This is a genomic window from Sphingobium sp. CFD-1 (assembly GCF_024611115.1).
Lineage (GTDB): Bacteria > Pseudomonadota > Alphaproteobacteria > Sphingomonadales > Sphingomonadaceae > Sphingobium > Sphingobium baderi_A.
This window is the reverse complement of the sequence record NZ_CP084398.1, coordinates 489483-509872: the sequence shown is the minus strand read 5'-3', so window position 1 is coordinate 509872 and position 20390 is coordinate 489483. Positions and strand designations below refer to the sequence as shown.

At 63.9% G+C, this 20390-nt stretch carries 16 protein-coding genes; 8 read left to right on the top strand and 8 right to left on the bottom strand.

All coding sequences use genetic code 11. The features are described 5' to 3' along the window. The first annotated feature begins 82 nt into the window (after window positions 1-82). Complete coding sequence (locus LDB26_RS02565; RefSeq protein ID WP_062063803.1) at window positions 83-1132, top strand: tyrosine-protein phosphatase; 1050 nt, start codon at window positions 83-85, stop codon at window positions 1130-1132. A 43-nt stretch (window positions 1133-1175) separates the two neighbouring features. On the opposite strand, the gene LDB26_RS02560 is transcribed toward LDB26_RS02565, so the two are convergent. Continuing rightward, the gene (locus tag LDB26_RS02560; RefSeq protein ID WP_257540176.1) at window positions 1176-1973 is read right to left on the bottom strand and encodes a helix-turn-helix domain-containing protein; all 798 of its coding nucleotides are present in this window, start codon (window positions 1971-1973) and stop codon (window positions 1176-1178) included. 97 nt (window positions 1974-2070) lie between these two features. Between LDB26_RS02560 and LDB26_RS02555 the strand changes: the two genes are divergently transcribed. From LDB26_RS02555 to LDB26_RS02545, 3 genes are all read left to right on the top strand, one after another. Further along, a complete protein-coding gene (locus LDB26_RS02555; protein ID WP_257540174.1) occupies window positions 2071-3285 on the top strand; it encodes an MFS transporter in 1215 nt (404 codons plus the stop codon). Window positions 3286-3408: 123 nt separating this feature from the next. Next, on the top strand, window positions 3409-5802 hold the full coding sequence (locus LDB26_RS02550; RefSeq protein WP_257540172.1) for a membrane-bound PQQ-dependent dehydrogenase, glucose/quinate/shikimate family: 2394 nt from the start codon (window positions 3409-3411) through the stop codon (window positions 5800-5802). Between the two features lie 71 nt (window positions 5803-5873). Then, a complete protein-coding gene (locus LDB26_RS02545; protein WP_197413700.1) occupies window positions 5874-6557 on the top strand; it encodes a glutathione S-transferase family protein in 684 nt (227 codons plus the stop codon). A gap of 6 nt (window positions 6558-6563) precedes the next feature. Here LDB26_RS02545 and chrA read toward each other — a convergent pair whose 3' ends face one another. The 4 genes from chrA to LDB26_RS02525 all read right to left on the bottom strand — a co-directional run bounded on the left by chrA (window position 6564) and on the right by LDB26_RS02525 (window position 10372). After that, on the bottom strand, window positions 6564-7754 hold the full coding sequence (chrA, locus tag LDB26_RS02540) for a chromate efflux transporter (protein WP_062063796.1): 1191 nt from the start codon (window positions 7752-7754) through the stop codon (window positions 6564-6566). A 221-nt stretch (window positions 7755-7975) separates the two neighbouring features. Beyond that, on the bottom strand, window positions 7976-8398 hold the full coding sequence (gene ndk, locus LDB26_RS02535) for a nucleoside-diphosphate kinase (RefSeq protein ID WP_062063794.1): 423 nt from the start codon (window positions 8396-8398) through the stop codon (window positions 7976-7978). Window positions 8399-8489: 91 nt separating this feature from the next. Further along, entirely contained in the window at window positions 8490-8927 is a 438-nt protein-coding gene (locus LDB26_RS02530; RefSeq protein WP_062063792.1) for a DNA polymerase III subunit chi, read from the bottom strand. Further along, window positions 8927-10372: a leucyl aminopeptidase gene (locus LDB26_RS02525; protein WP_062063791.1), complete on the bottom strand. Its 1446-nt coding sequence runs from the start codon at window positions 10370-10372 to the stop codon at window positions 8927-8929. The genes LDB26_RS02530 and LDB26_RS02525 overlap by 1 nt, the downstream gene beginning before the upstream one ends. 249 nt (window positions 10373-10621) lie before the next feature. Here LDB26_RS02525 and LDB26_RS02520 point away from each other — a divergent pair, with 249 nt between their 5' ends. From LDB26_RS02520 to rsmA, 4 genes are all read left to right on the top strand, one after another. Next, a complete protein-coding gene (locus LDB26_RS02520; RefSeq protein WP_082635312.1) occupies window positions 10622-12823 on the top strand; it encodes an LPS-assembly protein LptD in 2202 nt (733 codons plus the stop codon). A gap of 86 nt (window positions 12824-12909) precedes the next feature. Further along, window positions 12910-14295, top strand: coding sequence for a peptidylprolyl isomerase (locus LDB26_RS02515; protein ID WP_062063789.1), 1386 nt, complete (start codon window positions 12910-12912; stop codon window positions 14293-14295). Then, complete coding sequence (pdxA, locus tag LDB26_RS02510) at window positions 14273-15298, top strand: 4-hydroxythreonine-4-phosphate dehydrogenase PdxA (protein ID WP_257540170.1); 1026 nt, start codon at window positions 14273-14275, stop codon at window positions 15296-15298. Before LDB26_RS02515 ends, pdxA begins: the two co-directional genes overlap by 23 nt. After that, complete coding sequence (rsmA, locus tag LDB26_RS02505) at window positions 15288-16136, top strand: 16S rRNA (adenine(1518)-N(6)/adenine(1519)-N(6))-dimethyltransferase RsmA (RefSeq protein ID WP_257540167.1); 849 nt, start codon at window positions 15288-15290, stop codon at window positions 16134-16136. The genes pdxA and rsmA overlap by 11 nt, the downstream gene beginning before the upstream one ends. 36 nt (window positions 16137-16172) lie before the next feature. On the opposite strand, the gene LDB26_RS02500 is transcribed toward rsmA, so the two are convergent. Genes LDB26_RS02500 through LDB26_RS02490 form a run of 3 tightly spaced genes read right to left on the bottom strand, consistent with a single transcriptional unit; the run spans window position 16173 to window position 20381 of the window. Further along, a complete protein-coding gene (locus LDB26_RS02500; protein WP_062063783.1) occupies window positions 16173-17705 on the bottom strand; it encodes a DHA2 family efflux MFS transporter permease subunit in 1533 nt (510 codons plus the stop codon). Window positions 17706-17716: 11 nt separating this feature from the next. After that, window positions 17717-18874 (bottom strand): EmrA/EmrK family multidrug efflux transporter periplasmic adaptor subunit, encoded by a 1158-nt coding sequence (locus LDB26_RS02495; RefSeq protein WP_062063781.1) that lies wholly within the window; start codon window positions 18872-18874, stop codon window positions 17717-17719. Continuing rightward, entirely contained in the window at window positions 18867-20381 is a 1515-nt protein-coding gene (locus tag LDB26_RS02490) for an efflux transporter outer membrane subunit (protein ID WP_257540165.1), read from the bottom strand. Before LDB26_RS02490 ends, LDB26_RS02495 begins: the two co-directional genes overlap by 8 nt. Window positions 20382-20390: the final 9 nt, after the last annotated feature.

Sequence of the window (20390 nt, the reverse complement as noted above, 5' to 3'; positions counted from 1 at the left end):
GCCGACATCGTTCCTTTCGACATCAAAATTCAATAAAAGTCTTGCACGGCCGTCGCACAGGCCAGGATACAGGAACGATCCCATGAAACATCAGATCATCTTGCCGTTGATAGCGCTGCTCTATGCCGGTTCCGCTTATGCAGCGTCAGTCGACGCGCCGCTGGTGACGCGAACGGCGCCCGACACGCTGACGGTCACCTGGACCGACAAAAACCCCGTCGACGTCTTCCTGTCCAACGATCCGGCCGCGACGCCCGGCACGGCAAGGCTGGTGTCGAAAGCGGATCGCGACGGGACGGAAACCGTGACGATCCCCGCAGGAGAACGCGCCTATTTTCTGCTGAAAGATCGCCAGTCCGGCGACTTGGCGCGCGTCGCCGAACGGGTGCTGCCGCTGCGGCAGGGATCGAACTTTCGGGACATTGGCGGCTATCCGGCGGCAGGCGGCAAGCATGTGCGCTGGGGCCTCATCTATCGTTCGGGCGGCCAACCGCTTCTCTCGGATGCCGACGTGAAGGAAATCCAGTCGCTCAAGCTGGCCAATCTGGTCGATCTGCGTTCGAACGAGGAACGCGTGATCGCGCCCACGCGCGTCGATGGCGTGCCCTATCAGGCTGTCGGCTATTCGATGATGGCGCTGGCCGGCAATGGCGTGCCGAAAAATGGCGCCGCCGTCTACCAGGCCATGCCGACCATGATGGCGCCGCAACTGCGGCTGATTTTCCAGGATCTGAAGGCGAACAAGGGCGCCATCGCCTATAATTGCACGGCGGGGCAGGATCGCACCGGCTTCGTAACCGGCATGATCCTGTCCGCACTGGGCGTCCCGCGCGATACGATCATCGCCGATTATCATCTGTCGACCACCTACAGGCGTCCCGAGTGGGAAATGCCGAAGATCGACACCGTCGCCCAGGCGAACAATCCAGTGGCGATGTATTTCGCCAAATTTCAGCAAGACCCGGCCGTCGCGAAACCGCAACCGCTCAAAGACCCTGATGGCACCGCCTTTCTGAGCCACGCCTTTGACGAAATCGATAAGCGCTGGGGTTCGGTCGACGCCTATCTGGAACAGGAAATCGGCGTGACGAAGGTGGACCTGGCGGCACTGCGCGCCAATTACCTGGAATGAATGATGCCTTGGCGTTCGGCCGGGGATAGTCTGGCCGAACGCTTCAGGACCCGTTCGCTTTTTCGGGCTTTCCATCGGTCGGCCGATAATGGCTGGGCGCCACACCGATCAGGCGCTTGAACATCGTCGTAAAGGCGGCAGGGCTTTCGTAGCCGAGGTCCAGCGCGATGGTGGTCACGGCCTCTCCCGCCGCCAGCCTCGGCAAGGCTACGAGCGGGCATGCCTGTTGTCGCCACGCCCGGAAACTAAGGCCGGTCTGCTTGCGGAATGCGCGCGTGAACGCCCGACGCCCCATGCCCAGATCGGCGCTCCACTGGTCGATGGTGTCGTGCGGCGTCGGAGCGTCAAGGAACATCTGGCATTTGCGCGCCATGGCGGCATGTTTAGGAAAGGGAACGGCCAGCGGCACGGTCGGCGCGCAGGCCAGTTCGGCAAGCAGAAGCGCCATCACCATGCCGTCCCGCCCGCCGACCTCATATTCCGGTTCGATATCGCATGCAGCCTCCAGCAGGCTGCGGAGCAGCGGCGAGACCTGAATCACCTTGCTGGCATCGCCCAGCGAGCCGTGGACATCAGGCTCGATCAGGACGCTGCGCGTGCTGACCGCGCCGACCATCCGCACCGAATGGCTGACCCCGCCAGGGGTCCAGATCGCACGCTCGGGGGGAGCCACCCAAGCGCCATAGGGCGTGCTGACGACTACCACGCCGCGCGCGGCATAAAGCAACTGGCCGCGACGATGCCGATGCCAGTCCAACTCGAAAGCCGGCGGATATTCATTGCCGATGCCCACGATCGGACGATCGATATGCTCGACCAGGGCCGGGTCGGACCAAGACACAGAATGTCCCACTCTCAAAAGAAAAAGACCCATACAGGAATGCGGGACAAAATGGGAGCGTTTATGGCGACCGCATTCCATCTGACGAGTGCGAACCATGAACGCCACCAAAGCAGCCCCGCTCCATAGCGATACGAACACCACCATATTCGGCGTGATCGTTGCGATCAGCTTCTGCCATCTGCTTAACGACATGATGCAGTCGCTGCTGCCGGCCATCTATCCCGGCCTGAAAGCGGAACTTGCCCTCTCCTTCAGCCAGATCGGCCTGGTCACACTGGTCTATCAGATGACCGCGTCGATCCTGCAGCCGCTGGTCGGGCTTTATGCCGACAAACGCCCAACGCCCAACGCCTTGCCGGGCGGCACATTATTTTCGCTGGCCGGACTCGTCCTGCTTTCGATCGCGCACAGCTACTGGCTGCTGCTGGTCGCCGCGGCCTTGCTGGGCATGGGATCGTCGATCTTCCATCCCGAATCCTCCCGCGTGGCGCGCATGGCGGCTGGCGACGGGCACGGTCTTGCCCAGTCGATGTTCCAGGTCGGCGGCAATGCGGGATCGGCGCTCGGCCCCCTTGCCGCGGCGGTGGTGGTGGTGCGCTGGGGCCAGTCGAGCCTGGCCTTCTTCGCGATGCTCGCCCTGCTAGCCTGCGCGATCCTGTGGAATGTCGGCCAGTGGTACAAGCACCATGGCCTTGCCCGCCTCTCGCGCGGCCATGCAAGCGGGCATGTCATGCCAACCTTGCCCCGAGGCAAGATGCTGGGCGGCATCGCGATCCTGCTCGCCCTGATCTTCTCGAAATATGTCTATCTGGCCAGCCTCACCAGCTACTTCACCTTCTATCTGATCCATCGCTTCGGGGTGAGCGTCGAAGTGGCCCAGTTGCACCTGTTCGCTTTCCTGGGCGCGGTTGCCGTGGGCACGATAGCGGGTGGTCCGCTGGGTGACCGGTTCGGGCGGAAATATGTGATCTGGTTTTCGATTCTCGGCGCACTGCCTTTCACGCTGCTGCTGCCGCATGTCAGCCTGTTCTGGACCGGACCGCTGACCGTCGTCATCGGCCTGATCCTTGCCTCGGCCTTCCCGGCTATCGTGGTATTCGCGCAGGAGCTGGTGCCGGGAAAGATCGGCATGATCTCGGGCCTGTTCTTCGGATTTTCCTTCGGCATGGGCGGGGTCGGCGCGGCCGTGCTGGGCGAAGTGGCGGACCGGACGGGCATTGAAATGGTCTATGCCATCTGTGCTTTCCTGCCCGCCATCGGCCTGCTCGCCATCTTCCTGCCCAATCCCACCACGCGCGCGGGGGCATAACGCCGCCCCGCGCGCCGGATCGAAACGCGTGAATTTTTGTTCATGTTCGGAACACAAGCAAGGCATGTCTCTTTTACCGGAAGCGTCCCGAACGCCGCCTTCCCTTCGCGAGAGACTTCCAGCATGACGAATTCCTCCGAACAGCGCTCCCTCCCGGCTTCCATTCTGGGGATCCTCCTCGCTCTCATCGGCCTCATTCTCGCCATAGGAGGCGCATGGCTGCTGATCGAAGGCGGATCGGCCTATTATCTTCCAACCGGCCTTGCGATGATCGTTTCAGGCGTCCTGCTGCTGCGCGGGCGCATGGCGGGCGCATGGCTCTACATCGCGATTTTCGTCGTCACCCTGCTATGGGCGCTGTGGGAAGTGGGGTTGCAACCGTGGGCGCTTGTGCCGCGTGTGGTCGCGCCGCTGGTGCTGCTGATCGCGCTCCTGCTCATCATGCCGACCATGACGCGCGCGCGTCACCGGTGGCGCAACGCCGGGATCAGTGTCGCGGTGGTGCTTGTGGCTGCTTTGATCTTCGGCTGGGGTATTGCAGGCAACTATATTCCGGCCATGCAGGGCCAACTGCCCGGCAGTCGTTATGCGATGGCCGATCCGTCGCTCGGCGCGACCGGCGCCGACTGGCCCGCCTATGGCGGCACCAACAGCGCAAGGCGCTATTCGCCGCTGAACCAGATCACGCCCGCCAATGTGGCCGGTCTCCAGCGCGCATGGACGATCCACACCGGCGACCTCCCGCAGTCGGCGCAGATCCGCAGCACCTATGGCGCGGAGAACACGCCGCTCAAGATCGGCGACACGCTCTATGTCTGCACGCCCAAAAGCATGGTGATCGCGCTGAACCCTGCAACGGGGCAGCAGAAGTGGCGCTTCGATCCCAAGGTTTCGGACGATGCCATTCCCTATACGGCCGCGTGCCGGGGCGTCAGCTATTTCGCGGTGCCGGACGCGGCAGCGAATACAGCCTGCGCGCGGCGCATCATCCTGGGCACGCTGGACGCCCGCATCATCGCGCTCGACGCCCGCTCGGGCCAACTATGCCGGGACTTCGGCCAGAACGGGCAAGTGCGGATCACCGACGGCATGGGTCAGGTGCCTCCGGGCTATGTGTCGATCAATTCGCCGCCAACGATCGTGCGCGGCACCATCGTCACTGGCCATCAGGTGCTCGACGGGCAGGATCGCTGGGCGCCTTCCGGCGTGATCCAAGCCTATGACGCCGTCACCGGCCAGATGCGCTGGGCCTGGGACATGATGCACCCGGAACGCAGCGGCCCGCCGCCCGCCGGACAGAGCTATACGCGCGGCACGCCCAATATGTGGACCATCGCATCGGGAGACGAGCAACTGGGCCTCGTCTATCTGCCGATGGGCAATGCCGCAGCGGATTATTACAGCAGCCTGCGCCGGCCGGAGGAAAACCGCTACGCTACCTCCCTCGTCGCCATCGACGTGGCGACGGGCAAGCCGCGCTGGTCGTTCCAGGCCGTTCGCAAGGATGTGTGGGATTATGATTTCGGCGCGCAGGCGACGCTGATCGACTTTCCGACTGCCCGAGGCGCGGTGCCTGCCATGGTGCTGCCCAGCAAGCAGGGCGACATCTACATCCTCGACCGGCGCACCGGGCAGCCTCTCACGCCCATCGGAACGATCCGCGCACCGGGCGGCGGGGTCGAACCGGAACAGCGCGCGCCCACGCAAATCGTCTCCCTCTATCATACATTGCGTCAGCCCGACCTGACCGAACGGAGCATGTGGGGCATGTCGCCCATCGACCAGATGATCTGCCGCATCCAGTTCCGCCGGGCGAGCTACAAGGGCTTCTTCACGCCGCCGGAGACGGATCGCCGTTCGATCGAATATCCCGGCTATAATGGCGGCACGGACTGGGGCGGGGTCGCAGTCGATCCCGCGCGCGGTGTGATCGTCGCCAATTATAACGACATGCCCAACTATGTTCGCCTTGTCCCGCGCGCGGAAGCGAACAAGAAGGGGTGGGCGCCGCGCGATCAGGCGCGCGGGCGGATCGGCGGGGCGGAAGGCGCGGGCGATCCGCAGGCGCACACGCCCTATGCGGTCGACGTCAACGCCGGATGGCGCCTGCCCTTCACGGGCATGCTGTGCAAGCAGCCCCCTTATGGCGGTATCCGGGCCATCGACATGGCGACGGGGAAGACGATCTGGGACCGGCCCTTCGGCACGGCGCGGACCAACGGGCCATTCGGCATACCGTCCATGTTGCCGCTGACCATCGGCACGCCCAACAATGGCGGATCGGTCGTGACGGCGAGCGGCCTGATCTTCATCGCGGCCGCAACCGACAATCTGATCCGAGCCATCGACTTGCGGTCCGGGAGGACTTTGTGGACGGATACGCTGCCCGCTGGCGGCCAGGCAACGCCCATGACCTACAGCCAGAATGGTAAGCAATATCTGGTCATCATGGCCGGCGGGCATCATTTCATGGAAACGCCCATCGGTGACGAAGTGATCGCCTACGCCCTGCCCTGACATCGCTCCTGCCGTCATATTGACGCCTTCACGCTCTCGACTTTCTGTCCCCGCCGACTAAAGCTGGGGCCATGATGAAGCTGTTCATTGGCAACAAAGCCTATTCGAGCTGGTCGCTGCGCGGCTGGCTGGCGTGCAAACTATCGGGCCTCCCGTTCGAGGAAGTGGTCGTCCCCCTCTATGACGAAGCCTGGGAAAAGCGGCGCGAAGGCGATGAGTTCGCGCCTTCCTCCGGCAAGGTGCCGATCCTCTGGGACGGCGACGACATCGTCGTGTGGGACAGCCTGGCGATCATCGAATATCTGAATGAAAAGTCGGGCGGCGACCAGTTCTGGCCCGCCGATCCCGCTGCCCGCGCCATGGCTCGTTCCATGGCGGCGGAAATGCACAGCAGCTTCGCCGCGCTCCGCCGCGAGCACAGCATGAATATCCGCCAGATCTATGATGCCGTCCCGCCATCCGAAGCCGTGACGCAGGACATTGCGCGCATCATGCAACTCTGGGCACAGGCGCGCGCCCGCTATGGCGGCGAAGGCGATTTCCTGTTCGGCGCATTCGGCGCAGCCGACGTGATGTTCGCGCCGATCGTCACGCGCTTCATCACCTATCAACTCCCCGTCGCCCGCTTTGCCCAGGCCTATATGCACGCGGTCATCGCCCATCCGTGGATGCAGGAATGGATCGGCGGCGCGCAGGCGGAAGAATGGGTGATTGATCGCTTCGAGGCGCCTCCTCACAGCAGCGGCCCCGCCTGACTTTTCCTACCGCCAGACCGCCCAGCCGATCGCCGCGCCCGATGCGACGATGGCGGGCGTCACCCATTTGCCCTTGAGCCGCCAAGCGGCGAACAGGCTCGCCCCGACCAGCAGGATGGCGAACGCCCAATCCTCCGTACGGGCGAAGGTCGAAGCGCCCAACTGCAACAAAGTCGCCACGATCGTGCCGACCACCGCAGCCCCCACCCCGTCCAGAAAGCGGTGCAGCAGCGCATTTTCGACCACCGCCTCCAGTCTTTCGAAGAAGATCATGGAAAAGGCGAAGGCGGGCAGGAAAATGCCTGCCGTCACCGCGATCGCTCCGGCCCAGCCACCCGCGACATAGCCAACGAACGTTCCGAATATCACCAGCGGCGCGGGCAATGTTCCGGCCAGCGCCACGCCATCCAGAAAGGCCCCGTCGGAAATCCAGCCCCGACCCACCGTGTCGTGGCGCACGTAAGGGATGGCGGTATAGGCCCCGCCAAAGGTCAGCAATCCACCCTTCAGCCCGGTCAGGAACAACGCGACCGCTCCCGCCGCCGTCGCGCGCACCGCTTCGGCTGGCAAAGGCATACCGCCATGAGGCAGGATGAGCCATCCGCCCACGCACAGCCCGATGACCAAGACGCCAGCGAGCGGGAGGCTTCGCACACATGCATAGACCAGCCCCGTCGCCAGCAAGGGCCCCCAGAACGGCAGCCCCGCCAGCGTGGCGGTGGCGGAAATCGCCGCCAGCAAGATCAGCATCCGGTCCACCAATATATGCACCGCGATCCGCTGCACGGCGCGGGCGATCACGCCTAGCACAGCCAGTTGCACGCCCAGCAATGCGCCGTCGAACGCGCCAACACCCGCCACGAACCGCACATAGGCGAAGGCGCACAGCAGCATGAGCACGAACCCGGGCAACATGAAGCCCAGCCCCGCGAGGAAACCGCCCAGCCGACCGCGCGCCATCATGCCCATATGGACGCACAACTCGTGCGCTTCGGGCCCCGGCAATATCTGCATGACGGCCAGCAGACGGTTGAACCGCTGGCTGCTCAGCCAATGCTCCTCCTCGACCAGCGCCTGCCGGATCATCGCGATCTGCGCGACCGGGCCGCCAAAGGCCAGGCAGCCGAAGCGCAGGAACCTGATGAAAAGACCGGGAAGAGAAAGCGGCGGCGGCGAACAGGCTTTGTCTTCAGTCATGAACAGCTCCCAACCGCAAATACGCGGTTTTCAGGAGCGGACTTGGACGGCCATCGTCTGGACGGGCGCCCGCATAAGGCCCGTGGAGCCATGATAGCATCGCCATGCGAAATGAAAAGGAGCGTTCCAAGGAAAGGTGGGGAAGACGCGCAGCGCATAATAACCAAAGAAAAAGGGCCGGGCTATCGCCCGACCCTTCCTTTTTTGCGATGCTGCGCGGATCAGCCGACGATTTCTTCCGGCTTGAAGAAATAGGCGATCTCGATCGCGGCATTTTCCTCGCTGTCCGAACCATGGACCGAATTGGCTTCGATCGATTCGGCATATTCCTTGCGGATGGTGCCTTCGTCGGCATTGGCCGGGTTGGTGGCGCCCATGATGTCGCGATTGCGTTTCACGGCGTCTTCGCCTTCCAGCACCTGCACGACGACCGGGCCGGAAATCATGAAAGCGACCAGATCGGCGAAGAAGGGCCGTTCCTTATGCACGGCGTAGAAGCCTTCAGCCTGCTCGCGGCTCATGCGGATGCGCCGCGAGGCGACGACCCGCAGGCCCGCTTCTTCCAGCTTCTTGGTGACGGCGCCCGTCAGGTTGCGACGGGTCGCATCGGGCTTGATGATCGAAAAGGTGCGCGTGACGGCCATGAGACCCGGAAACTCCGAATTGTTGGGATAAGATCGCGCGCCCTTTAGACCGGGCGGCTTTCCGCTGCAAGGGGCCTGTGTTCGCCGCGCATCAGGCGACGCGGACCCATTTTCGCCCTTCCTGGCGCCAGAAGCGGGGCTCCACCCCCTCGCGCTTCGCCAGCGCCCGCCAGCTTTCCCTTGCCGACTCGATCGTGTCAGCATCGAAGAAATGAAAGGCCCGCTCGAACATCAGCGCCTCGTCCCGCCACCGCCCGTCGGCCAGCGCCACATGCCGCGCCCCATTGCCCGCCGCGCATGTTTGCGACAGCAGGATCGGCTGCATGTCCTCCTGCCCATCGCCGGCGCGGCCATGGGCGAGGAAGCTGTCGGGCGGCCCGCCCCAAAGTCCCGCGGAAATCCGGTCCAGCCTTTCCGGCTCAGCCGCCACCACCAGCAGCCGCTCCCCCAGACCCAGCACGCGCGCCGCGATGGCGGGCAGCACCTGGTCCACGGGATCACGGCTGAGCTGGTAGAAATCGACCTGCATCAGCCTTCGAACTTGTCCGCCACGAAGCGGTCGATCAAACGCACGCCATAACCGGTCGCGCCCTTGTCCCACACCGGGCCGGGTTTGTCCGCCCAGACCATGCCGGCGATGTCCAGATGCGCCCATTTGACGCCATCGTCGACGAAGCGCTGGATGAACTGCGCCGCCGTGATCGAGCCGGCGTAGCGCGACCCGATATTCTTCATGTCGGCAATCGGGCTGTCGATCAGCTTGTTATAAGCGTCCGATAACGGGAAACGCCACAGCGGATCGCCCGCAGCCTTGCCCGCGGCGATCAGGCCGTCGGCCAACCCATCGTCATTGGCGAAGATGCCCGCATATTCGCTGCCCAGCGACACGATCATCGCCCCGGTCAGCGTGGCAAGGTCCACCAATATTTCGGGATCATAGGTTTTTTGCGCCCATGTCAGCGCGTCGCACAGGACCAGGCGTCCTTCCGCATCGGTGTTGAGCACCTCGATCGTCTGTCCGGACATGGATGTCACGATGTCGCCCGGACGCTGCGCGGCGCCATCGGGCATATTTTCGACAAGGCCGCAAATGCCGACGACATGGGCCTTCGCCTTGCGCCCGGCCAGCGCCTTGATCGCGCCCGCGACCGCGCCCGCGCCGCCCATGTCCCACTTCATATCCTCCATGCCCGCGGCGGGCTTGATGGAAATGCCTCCGGTGTCGAAGGTGACGCCCTTGCCGACAAAGACCGCCGGCTTTTTCTGCGCGCCGTCCGTGCCGTCCCATTCCAGAGCCAGCAGGCGCGGCTCACGCACCGAACCCTGCGCCACGCCCAACAGCGCGCCCATGCCCAGTTCCGTCATCGCCGCCTTGTCCAGCACGGTGATCTTGACGCCCAGTTCCTTCAGATGTTGGCAACGTTCGACGAAGCTCTCCGGATAGAGGATGTTCGCCGGTTCGGACACCAGTTCGCGGGTAAAGGCAACGCCCGCCGCGAGCGCGGACAGCTTATCCCACTCCGACCCGGCATCAGCGGAAACGATCGTCACCATCTTGAGCGTCGGCTTGGCCTTTTCCGGCTGGCGCGTGCGATAGGTCTCGATCCGCCAGCCGCGCAGCAGCGCACCAAAGGCCAGCCGCGCCGCATCCTTGCCCGTAACGCCGCCGGGAAATTCAACGGCGGCATGAACCGCGCCGCTGGTCGCCAGCTTCGCGGTGAGCGCGCCGCCCGCGCGTTCCAGATCGGCTTCGCTTCCCCCGCCAATGCCCAGCAGGACGACGCGCAGCACCTTGCCGCCTTCCTCCGCGAAGCTCTCGAAACTGGTCCCTGCCTCGCCCGTGAAGCGGGCCGCGGAAGCGCCCGCGATCAATGTCGGCGATGCCGTCAGCGGCAATGTTTCAACGGCGCCTTTCGATACAGCGAACACCAGCGTATCGGCGTCGGGGCGGGAGGGGTTGAACCTGATATCCATCCTGGAACCTTTTCTTCATCTCATGTGGCCTGCGCGGACCTATGCCTGCCAGATAGGCGGCTTTCTTCGTCTGGCAAAGGCCGTTCGACCGATTTAGAGCAAAAGAGCCGCCACGACCGATTGCGGCGCGGGCAAAGCAATGCGATAGGCGACTGCAAAGAAGCGCCCGCGAAAAGGCCCCATCCTTTGCAGACGAACCGTTCTTCCTCTTTTCTCCGTGCTGCCCTGCTTGTTGGCGCCGCGCTGCCCATGCCGGTTTTTTCCGCTCATGCTCTGGCGCAGCAACTCAACGAACCGCAGACGCCGATCAGCGCGCCCGATGCCCCAGTGCCGGAAACGGACGACCAGATAGGCTTTGCCGCCGATGCGCTGGTCTATGACAGCCAGAGCGAAATCGTCACGGCCAATGGCAATGTCCAACTCCTGCGGGAAGGCAACCGGCTGCGCGCGGACAAGGTGGTGTGGAACCGCAACACGGGACAGGTGGAAGCGCAGGGCAATGTCTCCGTCACCGACCCGGAAGGCAATACCGCCTATGGCGACCGTTTCGACGTGACCGACACGCTAAAGGACGGCGCGGTCGACAATATGCTGATGGTGCTGGAATCGGGCGGACGGCTGGCCGCCGTCAAGGGCGAGCGGGTCAATGGCATCTACACGCTGCACAAGGCGGCCTATACCGGCTGTTCGGTCGAAGACAGCGATGGCTGCCCCAAGGAACCCACCTGGCAGATCAACGCCGTCAAGGTCATCTACGACCCCAATCGCCAGCGCGTGACATACAGCCGCGCAACGGTCGAACTGTTCGGTCTCCCCCTGATCCCCCTGCCGGGCTTTTCGCATCCGGTGGGCGACAATGGGGGCACGGGCCTGCTCGTCCCCAATATCCGCTATGACCGGACCAACGGCTTTGAAGTCGCGCTGCCCTATTATTTCAAACTTGCGCCCAATCGCGACCTGACCGTCACGCCGCACATCTATTCCGACACGCTGCCCATGTTGGAAACGACGTTCCGGCACCTGTGGGATCGGGGCGCCTATCAGATCACCGGCTATGTCACCCATGGGCGGCGCGTCGGCATCGCCGATACATTCCCCACCGGCATGCCCGGGTCGGAACGCGATATTCGTGGCTATATCGACGCGAGCGGCGGGTTGCAGATCACGCCGGAATGGAGCGTCAACGGATCAATCCGCGTGGCCACCGACCGCACCTTCCTGCGCCGCTACGACATCAGCCGGGACGACCGCCTGCGTTCCACCCTGGGCGTGCAGAAAATTGGGACCAACAGCTATTTCTCGCTCGCGGGCTGGGCGGTGCAGACGTTGCGCGCCGGCGATTCGCAGGGAGAAACGCCGATCGCGCTGCCCGTGATGGATTATCGCCTGCGGATGGCCGACCCCCTGCTGGGCGGACGCATTCAGTTGCAGGCCAACACGCTCGCCATCACCCGCACCCATGGACAGGACACGCAGCGCGCCTTTGCCGCCTTTGAATGGAACCTCCGCAAGCTGACGGGCATGGGGCAGGAAGTCAGCTTCACCACCTATCTGCGCGGCGACGTCTATCACAGCAGCGACAATCTGCTGACCGACACGATCAGCTATCGCGGCGATCCGGGCTGGAAGGCGCGCGGCATCGCGGCGGCGGCGATCGACGTGCGCTGGCCCTTCATGGGCGAAGCCTTCGGCGGCGTGCAGCGCATCACGCCCCGCATCCAGATCGTCGCCGCGCCGCATCTGGCAAATCTGTCCGTGCCCAATGAAGACGCCCGCGCCGTCGACCTGGAGGACAGCAACCTCTTCGCGCTCAACCGTTTCGCGGGCTATGACCGGTTCGAGGATTCGACCCGCATCACCTATGGCCTGGAATATAGTCTGACTTTGCCTGATTTCACGCTGGAAAGCATCGTGGGCCAGAGCTACCGCCTCGACAGTCGGGAAAGCATTTTACCCGATGGGACCGGCCTGTCGGACCGCACCTCCGACATCGTGGGACGCACGACCGTCCGCTTCAAGGATTTCATCAGCCTTACCCATCGCTTCCGATTGGACAAGGACGGCCTGTCCATCCGCCGCAATGAAATCGACGCCACTGTCGGCAGCAGGAAAACCTATGCGATGGTCGGCTATCTGCGGCTTAATCGCAATGCAGGGCTGGCATTGGAGGATTTGCAGGATCGCGAGGAACTGCGTCTGGGCGGCCGCGTCCAATTCGCTCGCTTCTGGTCCGTGTTCGGATCGACCGTCATAGACCTTACCGACAAGAAGGAAGATCCGCTCAGTCTTGCGGACGGTTATGAACCTGTACGTCACCGCCTCGGCATCGCTTATGAGGATGATTGCCTGACGCTGGGCCTTACCTGGCGGCGCGATTATCAGACCACCGGCGATGCGCGAAAGGGCAATGCTTTCCAACTGCGGCTGGCTTTTCGCAATATTGGCATATAAGGATCGGCGTTCCCGCCAGCGCTCAGCAGGGGTTAAGGCGGACCCGCGCATTACGCGCCGGACCGTATTGGAGAGTTTTGCCGACGATGCAGCCTGTCGTTTCCAAGTCAAATCGCATTTCCCGGGCCATTATTTCTGGCCTGCGCGCTGTTTTGCTGTCCACCGCCTCGTTGGGACTGGGCGTGTCTGGCGCAACCGCTCAGACGGTGAATGACGATGACAATGTCGCAAGCCAGCAGCTGAACCTGCCCCAGGACGTCACCGTCTTCGGCAAGAGCGACCCCAATGTCCGCAAGGCGACGGCCATCGTGAACGGCCGGATCATCACGGGCACGGACGTGGACCAGCGCCTCGCCCTGATCATCGCGGCCAATGGCGGCAAGGTGTCGGACGAGGAAAAGGACAGGCTGCGCGTCCAGGTGCTTCGCAACCTGATCGACGAAACGCTTCAGATTCAGGAAGCCGCCGCCAACGACATTCGCGTAGCGCCCGAGGAAATCGAGGAAAGCTATCAGCGGGTTGCGGGCAATTTCCGTCAGTCCCCCGCCCAGTTCGACCAGTATCTGCGCGCGCAGGGCAGTGCGGCCGCCAGCATCAAGCGCCAGATCGAAGGCGAAATGGCGTGGAGCCGTCTGCTCCGCCGCAACATTCAGCCCTTCGTCAATGTGAGCGAGGAAGAGGTGAAGTCGGTCGTCGATCGCCTCAACGCCGCGAAGGGCAGCGACGAATTTCGGATCGGCGAAATTTATCTGTCCTCCACGCCCGAAAACCTGACGCAAATTCAGGCCAACGCCCGCAACATCATCGAACAGATCAAGAAGGGCGGCAGCTTCCAGGCTTATGCCCGCCAGTTTTCCGAAGCCTCCACGGCGGCGGTCGGCGGCGATCTGGGCTGGGTCCGTCCGGCACAGTTGCCCGATGCACTGGCGCAGGCCGCCAATGAAATGCAGATCGGCCAGCTTGCCGGTCCCATCGAGGTGCCCGGCGGCGTGTCGATCCTTTACGTGATGGACAAGCGCAAGGTCCTGACCGCCGATCCGCGCGATTCGCTGCTCAGCCTGAAACAGCTTTCCATCTCTTTCCCGGCAGGCACGACGAAAGAGCAGGCAAGCCAGAAGGCCGGCACTTTCGCCGAGGCCGTCAAGGGCATCAAGGGCTGTGGCCAGGCCAATGAACTGGGTGCGAAGATCGGCGCGGACGTCATCGACAATGACAATGTGAAGGTCCGTGATCTGCCGCCGCAATTGCAGGACATTCTCCTCGGCCTGCAGGTCGGCGAATCGACGCCTCCGTTCGGTTCCATCAATGACGGCGTGCGCGTGCTGATATTGTGCGGCCGTGACGATGCCGCCGCTGGCGGCGCGCCCAGCGCCGATCAGATCATGGCGCAGATGGAAGAGGAACGGGTCAACAAGCGCGCCCGCATCTACCTGCGCGATCTGCGACGCGATGCCATTATCGAATATAACTGATCCCGCCGACCTTCCGCCCTTCGCCGTTTCACTCGGCGATCCGGCGGGGATCGGGCCGGAAATCGTCGCCAAAAGCTGGGTCATGCGCGAAGCGCGCGGCCTGCCGCCCTTTTTCGCGGTAGGCGACGCGGCGTCCCTGCGCGCGGTGTGGCTCGGCCCCATCGCAACCATCAGCACGCCGCAGGAAGCGGCCGAAGCCTTCGGTTCCGCCCTGCCGTGCCTTCAGGTCGTCGAAGCGGGCGAGATCGCGCCCGGCAGTCCCAGCATCGACGGCGCGCGCACCGCGCTCCAAGCACTGGAAGTCGCCGTTGGCCTCGCCCGCAGTGGATCGGCGGCGGGCATAGTGACCGCGCCGGTGGGCAAGGAACAGCTTTACGGCGTCGGCTTCGCTCATCCGGGACAGACCGAATTTGTCGCCGAACGATGCGGCGTGGCGCCGCATAATGCCGTCATGATGCTGGCCGGACCGTCGCTGAAGGTGGTGCCCATCACCATCCACATCCCTTTGGCGGAGGTGCCTGCCGCCCTCACCATCGACCTGATCCGCGCCCGCGCGCTGACCACGGCCAAAGGGTTGCACCGCAATTTCGGCATCGCCCGCCCGCGCCTTGTGGTCGCTGGCCTCAACCCCCATGCGGGCGAAGGCGGCGCGCTTGGCCGTGAGGAAATCGACATCATCGGCCCCGCCGTCGAATCGCTGCGGGCGGAAGGGCTGGATATTCGCGGCCCCTTCGCAGCCGATGGCCTGTTTCATTCCCGCGCCCGCGAAAGCTATGACGCGGCGCTTTGCATGTATCATGATCAGGCGCTGATCCCGCTCAAGACGCTGCATTTCGATGATGGGGTCAACATGACGCTGGGCTTGCCGATCGTCCGCACATCGCCCGATCATGGCACCGCCTTTGGCATTGCGGGCACCGACAGCGCCAATCCGGGGGCGATGATGGCCGCTCTCAAAATGGCCGCTGAAGCTGCTCGCGCCCGCCTGACGCATGACGGCTGATCTCTGTCCGCCCCTCCCCCCCCTGCGCGAAGTCATCGCCGCGCACGGGCTTCAGGCGAGCAAGGCGCTCGGCCAGAATTTCCTGCTGGACGAGCAGCTTCTGGACCGCATCGCTGCCATTCCCGGCCCGCTGAAAGGACAGGCCGCGTTCGAAGTCGGCCCCGGTCCCGGCGGTCTCACCCGCGCCATCCTGCGCGCGGGCGCGCATCTGGTCGCGGTGGAACGGGACGCCCGCTGCCTTCCCGCGCTGGCCGAGTTGGAGGCGGCCTTTCCCGGACAGCTTCGCGTGATCTCCGGCGACGCCATGGAGGTCGACGCGCACGCCGAGGCGGGCAAGAACCCCCATATCATCGCCAACCTGCCCTATAATGTCGGCACCGCGCTGCTGGTCGGCTGGTTATCGGCGGGCTGGAGCCCGGCGCCCTGGTGGACATCTCTCACGCTCATGTTCCAGATGGAGGTCGCCGAACGCATCGTCGCAAAGCCGGGCGGCAATCATTATGGCCGCCTTGCCGTGCTGGCCCAGTGGCGCTCGGACGCGCGCATCGCGATGAAGGTGCACCGCAGCGCCTTCACTCCGCCGCCCAAGGTCATGTCGGCGGTGGTTCACATCACGCCCAAGGCTGCGCCGGAAGGGGTATCGCTCAAGCATCTCGAACGGCTGACCGCCGCCGCCTTCGGGCAACGCCGCAAGATGCTGCGCCAGAGCCTAAAAGGGTTACCCGGCGGGCTGGATGCGCTGGCGGCCGTCGGCATCGATCCCCAACGCCGCGCCGAAACGGTCAGTGTCGAGGAATTTGTCGAGATCGCCCGCCATCTGGGCCAGATGCAGGCATAAGCGACGGCGGCTCCTGCAAGCCGCCTCCACCGCCCATCAATGCACCGCAGACGTATCGACCACCTCACCGGTTGGCTTGGGCGCCAGCCAGACGAGGGCGGCGGCGATAAACAGCAATATCATCGCCAGGAAGAACACATAGTTCATGGAGATGACCATCGATTGCTGATCGACCAGATTGGAGATGTATTGCCGCGTCTCTTCCAGGGAAAAGCCGCTTGCGCCCAGTTGCGCCTGCACATCGCCCGCCTGGAGCGTGGACGCCATTTCATTGCGCGCCACCCGCTGCCCGTCGCCCCATATCGTCAGCACGAGAGAGGTGGAAATCGCGATCGCCATGGTCCGCAGGAAATTCTGCATGCCCGCGGCCGATGCCGTTTCCGATGGTTCCACCGAACTCAAAGTCAGCGTCGTCAGCGGGATCATGAAGAAGGGCATGGCGAACCCCTGAAAGATCTGCGGCATGGACAAAGTCCAGAAATCGGCGCCTGTGGTCCAGTGCGCGCGCCAGAACGCCGCCAAACCCAACCACGCCGCCCCACCGGATATCATGATCCGCACGTCCACGCTTCCGATCATGCGGCCCGCAATGGGCGCGGTTATCAGCGCCGTCATCGCGGTAAAGGCCGTGACGATACCCGCCGAGGTCGCGGTATAGCCCATGGAAAGCTGGAGCCATTGCGGCACCACGACGATGCTGGCGAAATAGGCGCCGAAACACAGCGCTAGCGTAAACACACCGGACGAAAAGCCGGCATGGCGGAACACGCGCAGATCGACTATGGGATGTTCCTCCGTCAGTTCCCATATGATGAAGACGAGGAAACCGACTCCCGCCATTATCGCCAGGATGACGATCAGCGGATCGCCAAACCAGTCCCGGTCCCGCCCAATGTCCAGCATGATCTGAAGGCACCCGATCCAGAAGATCAGCAAAGCCAGACCGGCAAAGTCGATCGGCAGCTTTTGTGTTTCGGTTTCCACCGGCTTCAGCAGCGCGGCGGCCGCCATGATGCACAACGCCGCGATCGGCAGGTTGATGAAGAAGATCCAGTGCCAGCTCCAATTGTCGCTGATATAACCGCCAACGATCGGACCCATGGCAGGCCCTAGCAGCGTCGTCATGGCCCATATGCTCATGATCCCGCCACGCTGTTCGGGTGGGAATATCCGCATCAGCAGCGTCTGCGACATCGGCATGATCGGTCCGCCGCACAGGCCCTGCCCGATCCGGCACATGACGATCATGCCCAGCGACATCGACAGACCGCACAGCAGGGAAAACAGGCCGAAACCCATCATGCTTACCATAAAGACGCGCACGACGCCGAAGCGCTGCGCCAGCCATCCGGTCAGCGGCACACAGATCGCTTCCGCCACGGCATAGGATGTGATGATCCACGTCCCCTGATCGGGCGTGATGCCAAGATTGCCGGCAATATGCGGCACCGACACATTGGCGATGGTCAGGTCCAGCACGACCATGAAGTTGCTCAGCGCCAGCACCAGCCCCGCCAACAGGCGTTTGCGCGGTGACAGGAGCGAGAATGTATCTTCAGAGCCGCTCACGGGCCTTCTCCTCAATCGCCCGAAATGTCGACGTCAACTTCCATGGACAGCCCTACCCGCAGGGGATGTTCAGCCAGTTCCTTGGGATCAAGGGCAATGCGGATCGGCAGGCGTTGAACCACCTTGATCCAGTTGCCGGTCGCATTCTGGGCCGGGATCAGCGACATGGACGATCCGGTCCCGCCCGCAAAACCGATGATCCGCCCGTGATAGACGACGCCGCTGCCGTAAATGTCCGCCGTCAGTTCAGCTGGCATGCCCACCTTCACATAGCGTAGCTGACGTTCCTTGAAATTGGCGTCGACATAGACCTGCGTAATCGGAACGATGGTCATGATCGGGCTGCCCTGCGTCACCCGCTGGCCGACCTGCACCTGCCGCTTTGTCACGACGCCATCGACCGGCGCGCGAATGATAGTGCGATCAAGGTCCAGTTGCGCGCTGTCGAGCTTCGCCTTGGCCGCGAGCACGGCGGGATCGGTGTCCTCCGTCGATCCTTTCACCAGCGCGTCATTGGCGGCCAGCTCTCCGGCAGCCGCTACACGAGTCGCCTGCGCCTGCGCCACACCCGCACGAGCCAGGTCGAGCGCCGCTTTCGCCGCCGCATAACCCTTGCGCGCGCTGGTCAGTTCATCGCCCGACACCGCGCCATCCGGCGCCAGCGCCTCACGCCGCTGCAAATCCACCCGCGCCTTCTCGAAATCCGCTTGCGCGGTGGCAAGCTGCGCCTGCGCCTGCGCGATGTCGGCGCCTCTCGCCGTTACCTGCGCCGACAACGCGCCGCTTGTGGCCGACGTCTGCCGGAACCGGCGGCGCGCTTCGGCCAGATCGGCCTGTGCCTGCTCCACCGCGATGCGCGCATTGGTGGGGTCCAGCTTCACCAATATGTCGCCCTTCTTCACGGCCTGCGTGTCGGTGACATTGACCTCTATCGCCTGCGCGGAGATCAGCGGCGTCACCTGTGCGACCTCGGCGTTCACATAGGCATTGTCGGTGCTGACATGATTGCGCCCAACCAGCACATACCACATGCCATAGAGCGCCCCCAGCACCAGCACGGCGATCAGCAGGCGAAGCAGCCATTTCCGGCGCGTCGCCATCCGCTTTTCCTGATCGACGTCGGGGGTCTGATCCGTCTCGGCAGTGAATTCCTGGGTGGCGTCAGCCATTGGGTCGGTCCTTGGGAATAGCGTCGCTTACGGCAAAACCGCCGCCCAGCGCACGAATAAGGGCGATGTCGAGCGAAAAGGCGCTCGCTTCCAGTTCCGCGACGGACTGGCGCGCGGACAATAACTGGTCCTCCACGTTCAGCACGTCAAGATAGGTGGAAAGCCCACCGTCATAGCGTTTGCGCGCGATGGCATAGGCTTCCTCCGATGCGATCATCGCGGCACGGGCATCTCCCAACCGCTGGTCGAGCGCCCGGCGGCTGGTGACTGCATCGGCCACCTGCTGATAGGCGGCCAGCACCGTCTTGTCATAGGCTGCAACGGCCTCGTCATAGGCGCCCCGCGCCCCGCGATACTGCCCCTGCAACGCGCCGCCGTGGAATATCGGCAAGCTGATGGCGGGGCCGACATTGCCGAACAGGGAATCCTTGTCGAACAAGGTGTTGGCAAAGGGTTTTGCATTGCCAGACGGCTGCGTGCCGCTGAATATCGTCTCATATCCCAGCGATTGCACGCCCACCAGCGCGCTCAGCCGGATCGCGGGGAAGAAGTCGGCCCGCGCTACCTTGATCCGCTTGGCGGCGGCCTCCGTGCGGGCGAGCGCAGCGGCAATGTCGGGACGGCGCGCCACCAGATTGGTCGTGACATCGGCGGGAAGGCCCAACGGCTCCAGGCCGTCCACCTGCGGCCGGACAATCTCCAGCCCGCGATCCGGTCCCGCGCCGATCAGCGCCGCAATTTGATGCTGGCGCAATTCTATCGCCATTTTCGCGGCGGCCAGTTGCGCCTTGGCCGTCGATACTGTCGCGTCGGCCTGCCGCGCGCTGCCCCGGGTTTCCAGACCATTGCTCAGGCGGTCGGCCACCAGCTTGCGGCTCGCCAGCCGGATGTCCAGCGCCCGCTGTTGAATATCGGCTTCATCATAGAGCCGGGCGAGATCGGCATAGGCGTCCGCAATGCCCGTCGTCAGCGCCAGCCGGGCCTGCTGCGCGTCGATTTCCGCTGCCCGCGCTTCCGACGTCGCGGCGGCCAGCGCAGCGCGATTCCTGCCCCACAGATCGAGGTCCAGCCCGAAATTCAGCCCGACCTGCCCTGTACTTAGCCAACCCCTGGGCACAAATTCCTTGGGCATGCCCATATTATAACTTTGCTTGGTCGCGCCCGCCTTTGCATCCAGATCGATTGAAGGCAGCAGCGGCGCGCCCGCCTGCTGCGCCATGGCCTGCGCCTGCCGGAAACGCGCGGCGGCGGCCGCCATGTCGGGTGCGTTACGCAACCCTTCTTCGATCAGGGCGGTTAGTTGCGGGTCGCCATAAGCCGTCCACCAACCCTCGCCCGGCCATGCGCGCGCATCGGCTGCCAGACTGCGTGTAGCGGCCACGCTTTGCGCCGAACGAACTTCCGGTTTCTGCCCCAGATCGGGCACCGCCGCACACGCCGTCAGCGCGGCCGCCACAAATGTGGCCAGCGCGCCGCGAACCGGGAAAGGACGACGACTCATGGGCATATCAAACCG

Excerpts from the sequence above, each read along its gene's own strand:
- LDB26_RS02565 (WP_062063803.1), top strand. The coding sequence starts at position 83 with ATGAAACATCAGATCATCTTGCCGTTGATAGCGCTGCTCTATGCCGGT.
- LDB26_RS02555 (WP_257540174.1), top strand. The coding sequence starts at position 2,071 with ATGAACGCCACCAAAGCAGCCCCGCTCCATAGCGATACGAACACCACC.
- LDB26_RS02550 (WP_257540172.1), top strand. The coding sequence starts at position 3,409 with ATGACGAATTCCTCCGAACAGCGCTCCCTCCCGGCTTCCATTCTGGGG.
- LDB26_RS02545 (WP_197413700.1), top strand. The coding sequence starts at position 5,874 with ATGATGAAGCTGTTCATTGGCAACAAAGCCTATTCGAGCTGGTCGCTG.
- chrA (WP_062063796.1), bottom strand. The coding sequence starts at position 7,754 with ATGACTGAAGACAAAGCCTGTTCGCCGCCGCCGCTTTCTCTTCCCGGT.
- ndk (WP_062063794.1), bottom strand. The coding sequence starts at position 8,398 with ATGGCCGTCACGCGCACCTTTTCGATCATCAAGCCCGATGCGACCCGT.
- LDB26_RS02530 (WP_062063792.1), bottom strand. The coding sequence starts at position 8,927 with ATGCAGGTCGATTTCTACCAGCTCAGCCGTGATCCCGTGGACCAGGTG.
- LDB26_RS02525 (WP_062063791.1), bottom strand. The coding sequence starts at position 10,372 with ATGGATATCAGGTTCAACCCCTCCCGCCCCGACGCCGATACGCTGGTG.
- LDB26_RS02520 (WP_082635312.1), top strand. The coding sequence starts at position 10,622 with ATGCCGGTTTTTTCCGCTCATGCTCTGGCGCAGCAACTCAACGAACCG.
- LDB26_RS02515 (WP_062063789.1), top strand. The coding sequence starts at position 12,910 with ATGCAGCCTGTCGTTTCCAAGTCAAATCGCATTTCCCGGGCCATTATT.
- pdxA (WP_257540170.1), top strand. The coding sequence starts at position 14,273 with ATGCCATTATCGAATATAACTGATCCCGCCGACCTTCCGCCCTTCGCC.
- rsmA (WP_257540167.1), top strand. The coding sequence starts at position 15,288 with ATGACGGCTGATCTCTGTCCGCCCCTCCCCCCCCTGCGCGAAGTCATC.
- LDB26_RS02495 (WP_062063781.1), bottom strand. The coding sequence starts at position 18,874 with ATGGCTGACGCCACCCAGGAATTCACTGCCGAGACGGATCAGACCCCC.
- LDB26_RS02490 (WP_257540165.1), bottom strand. The coding sequence starts at position 20,381 with ATGCCCATGAGTCGTCGTCCTTTCCCGGTTCGCGGCGCGCTGGCCACA.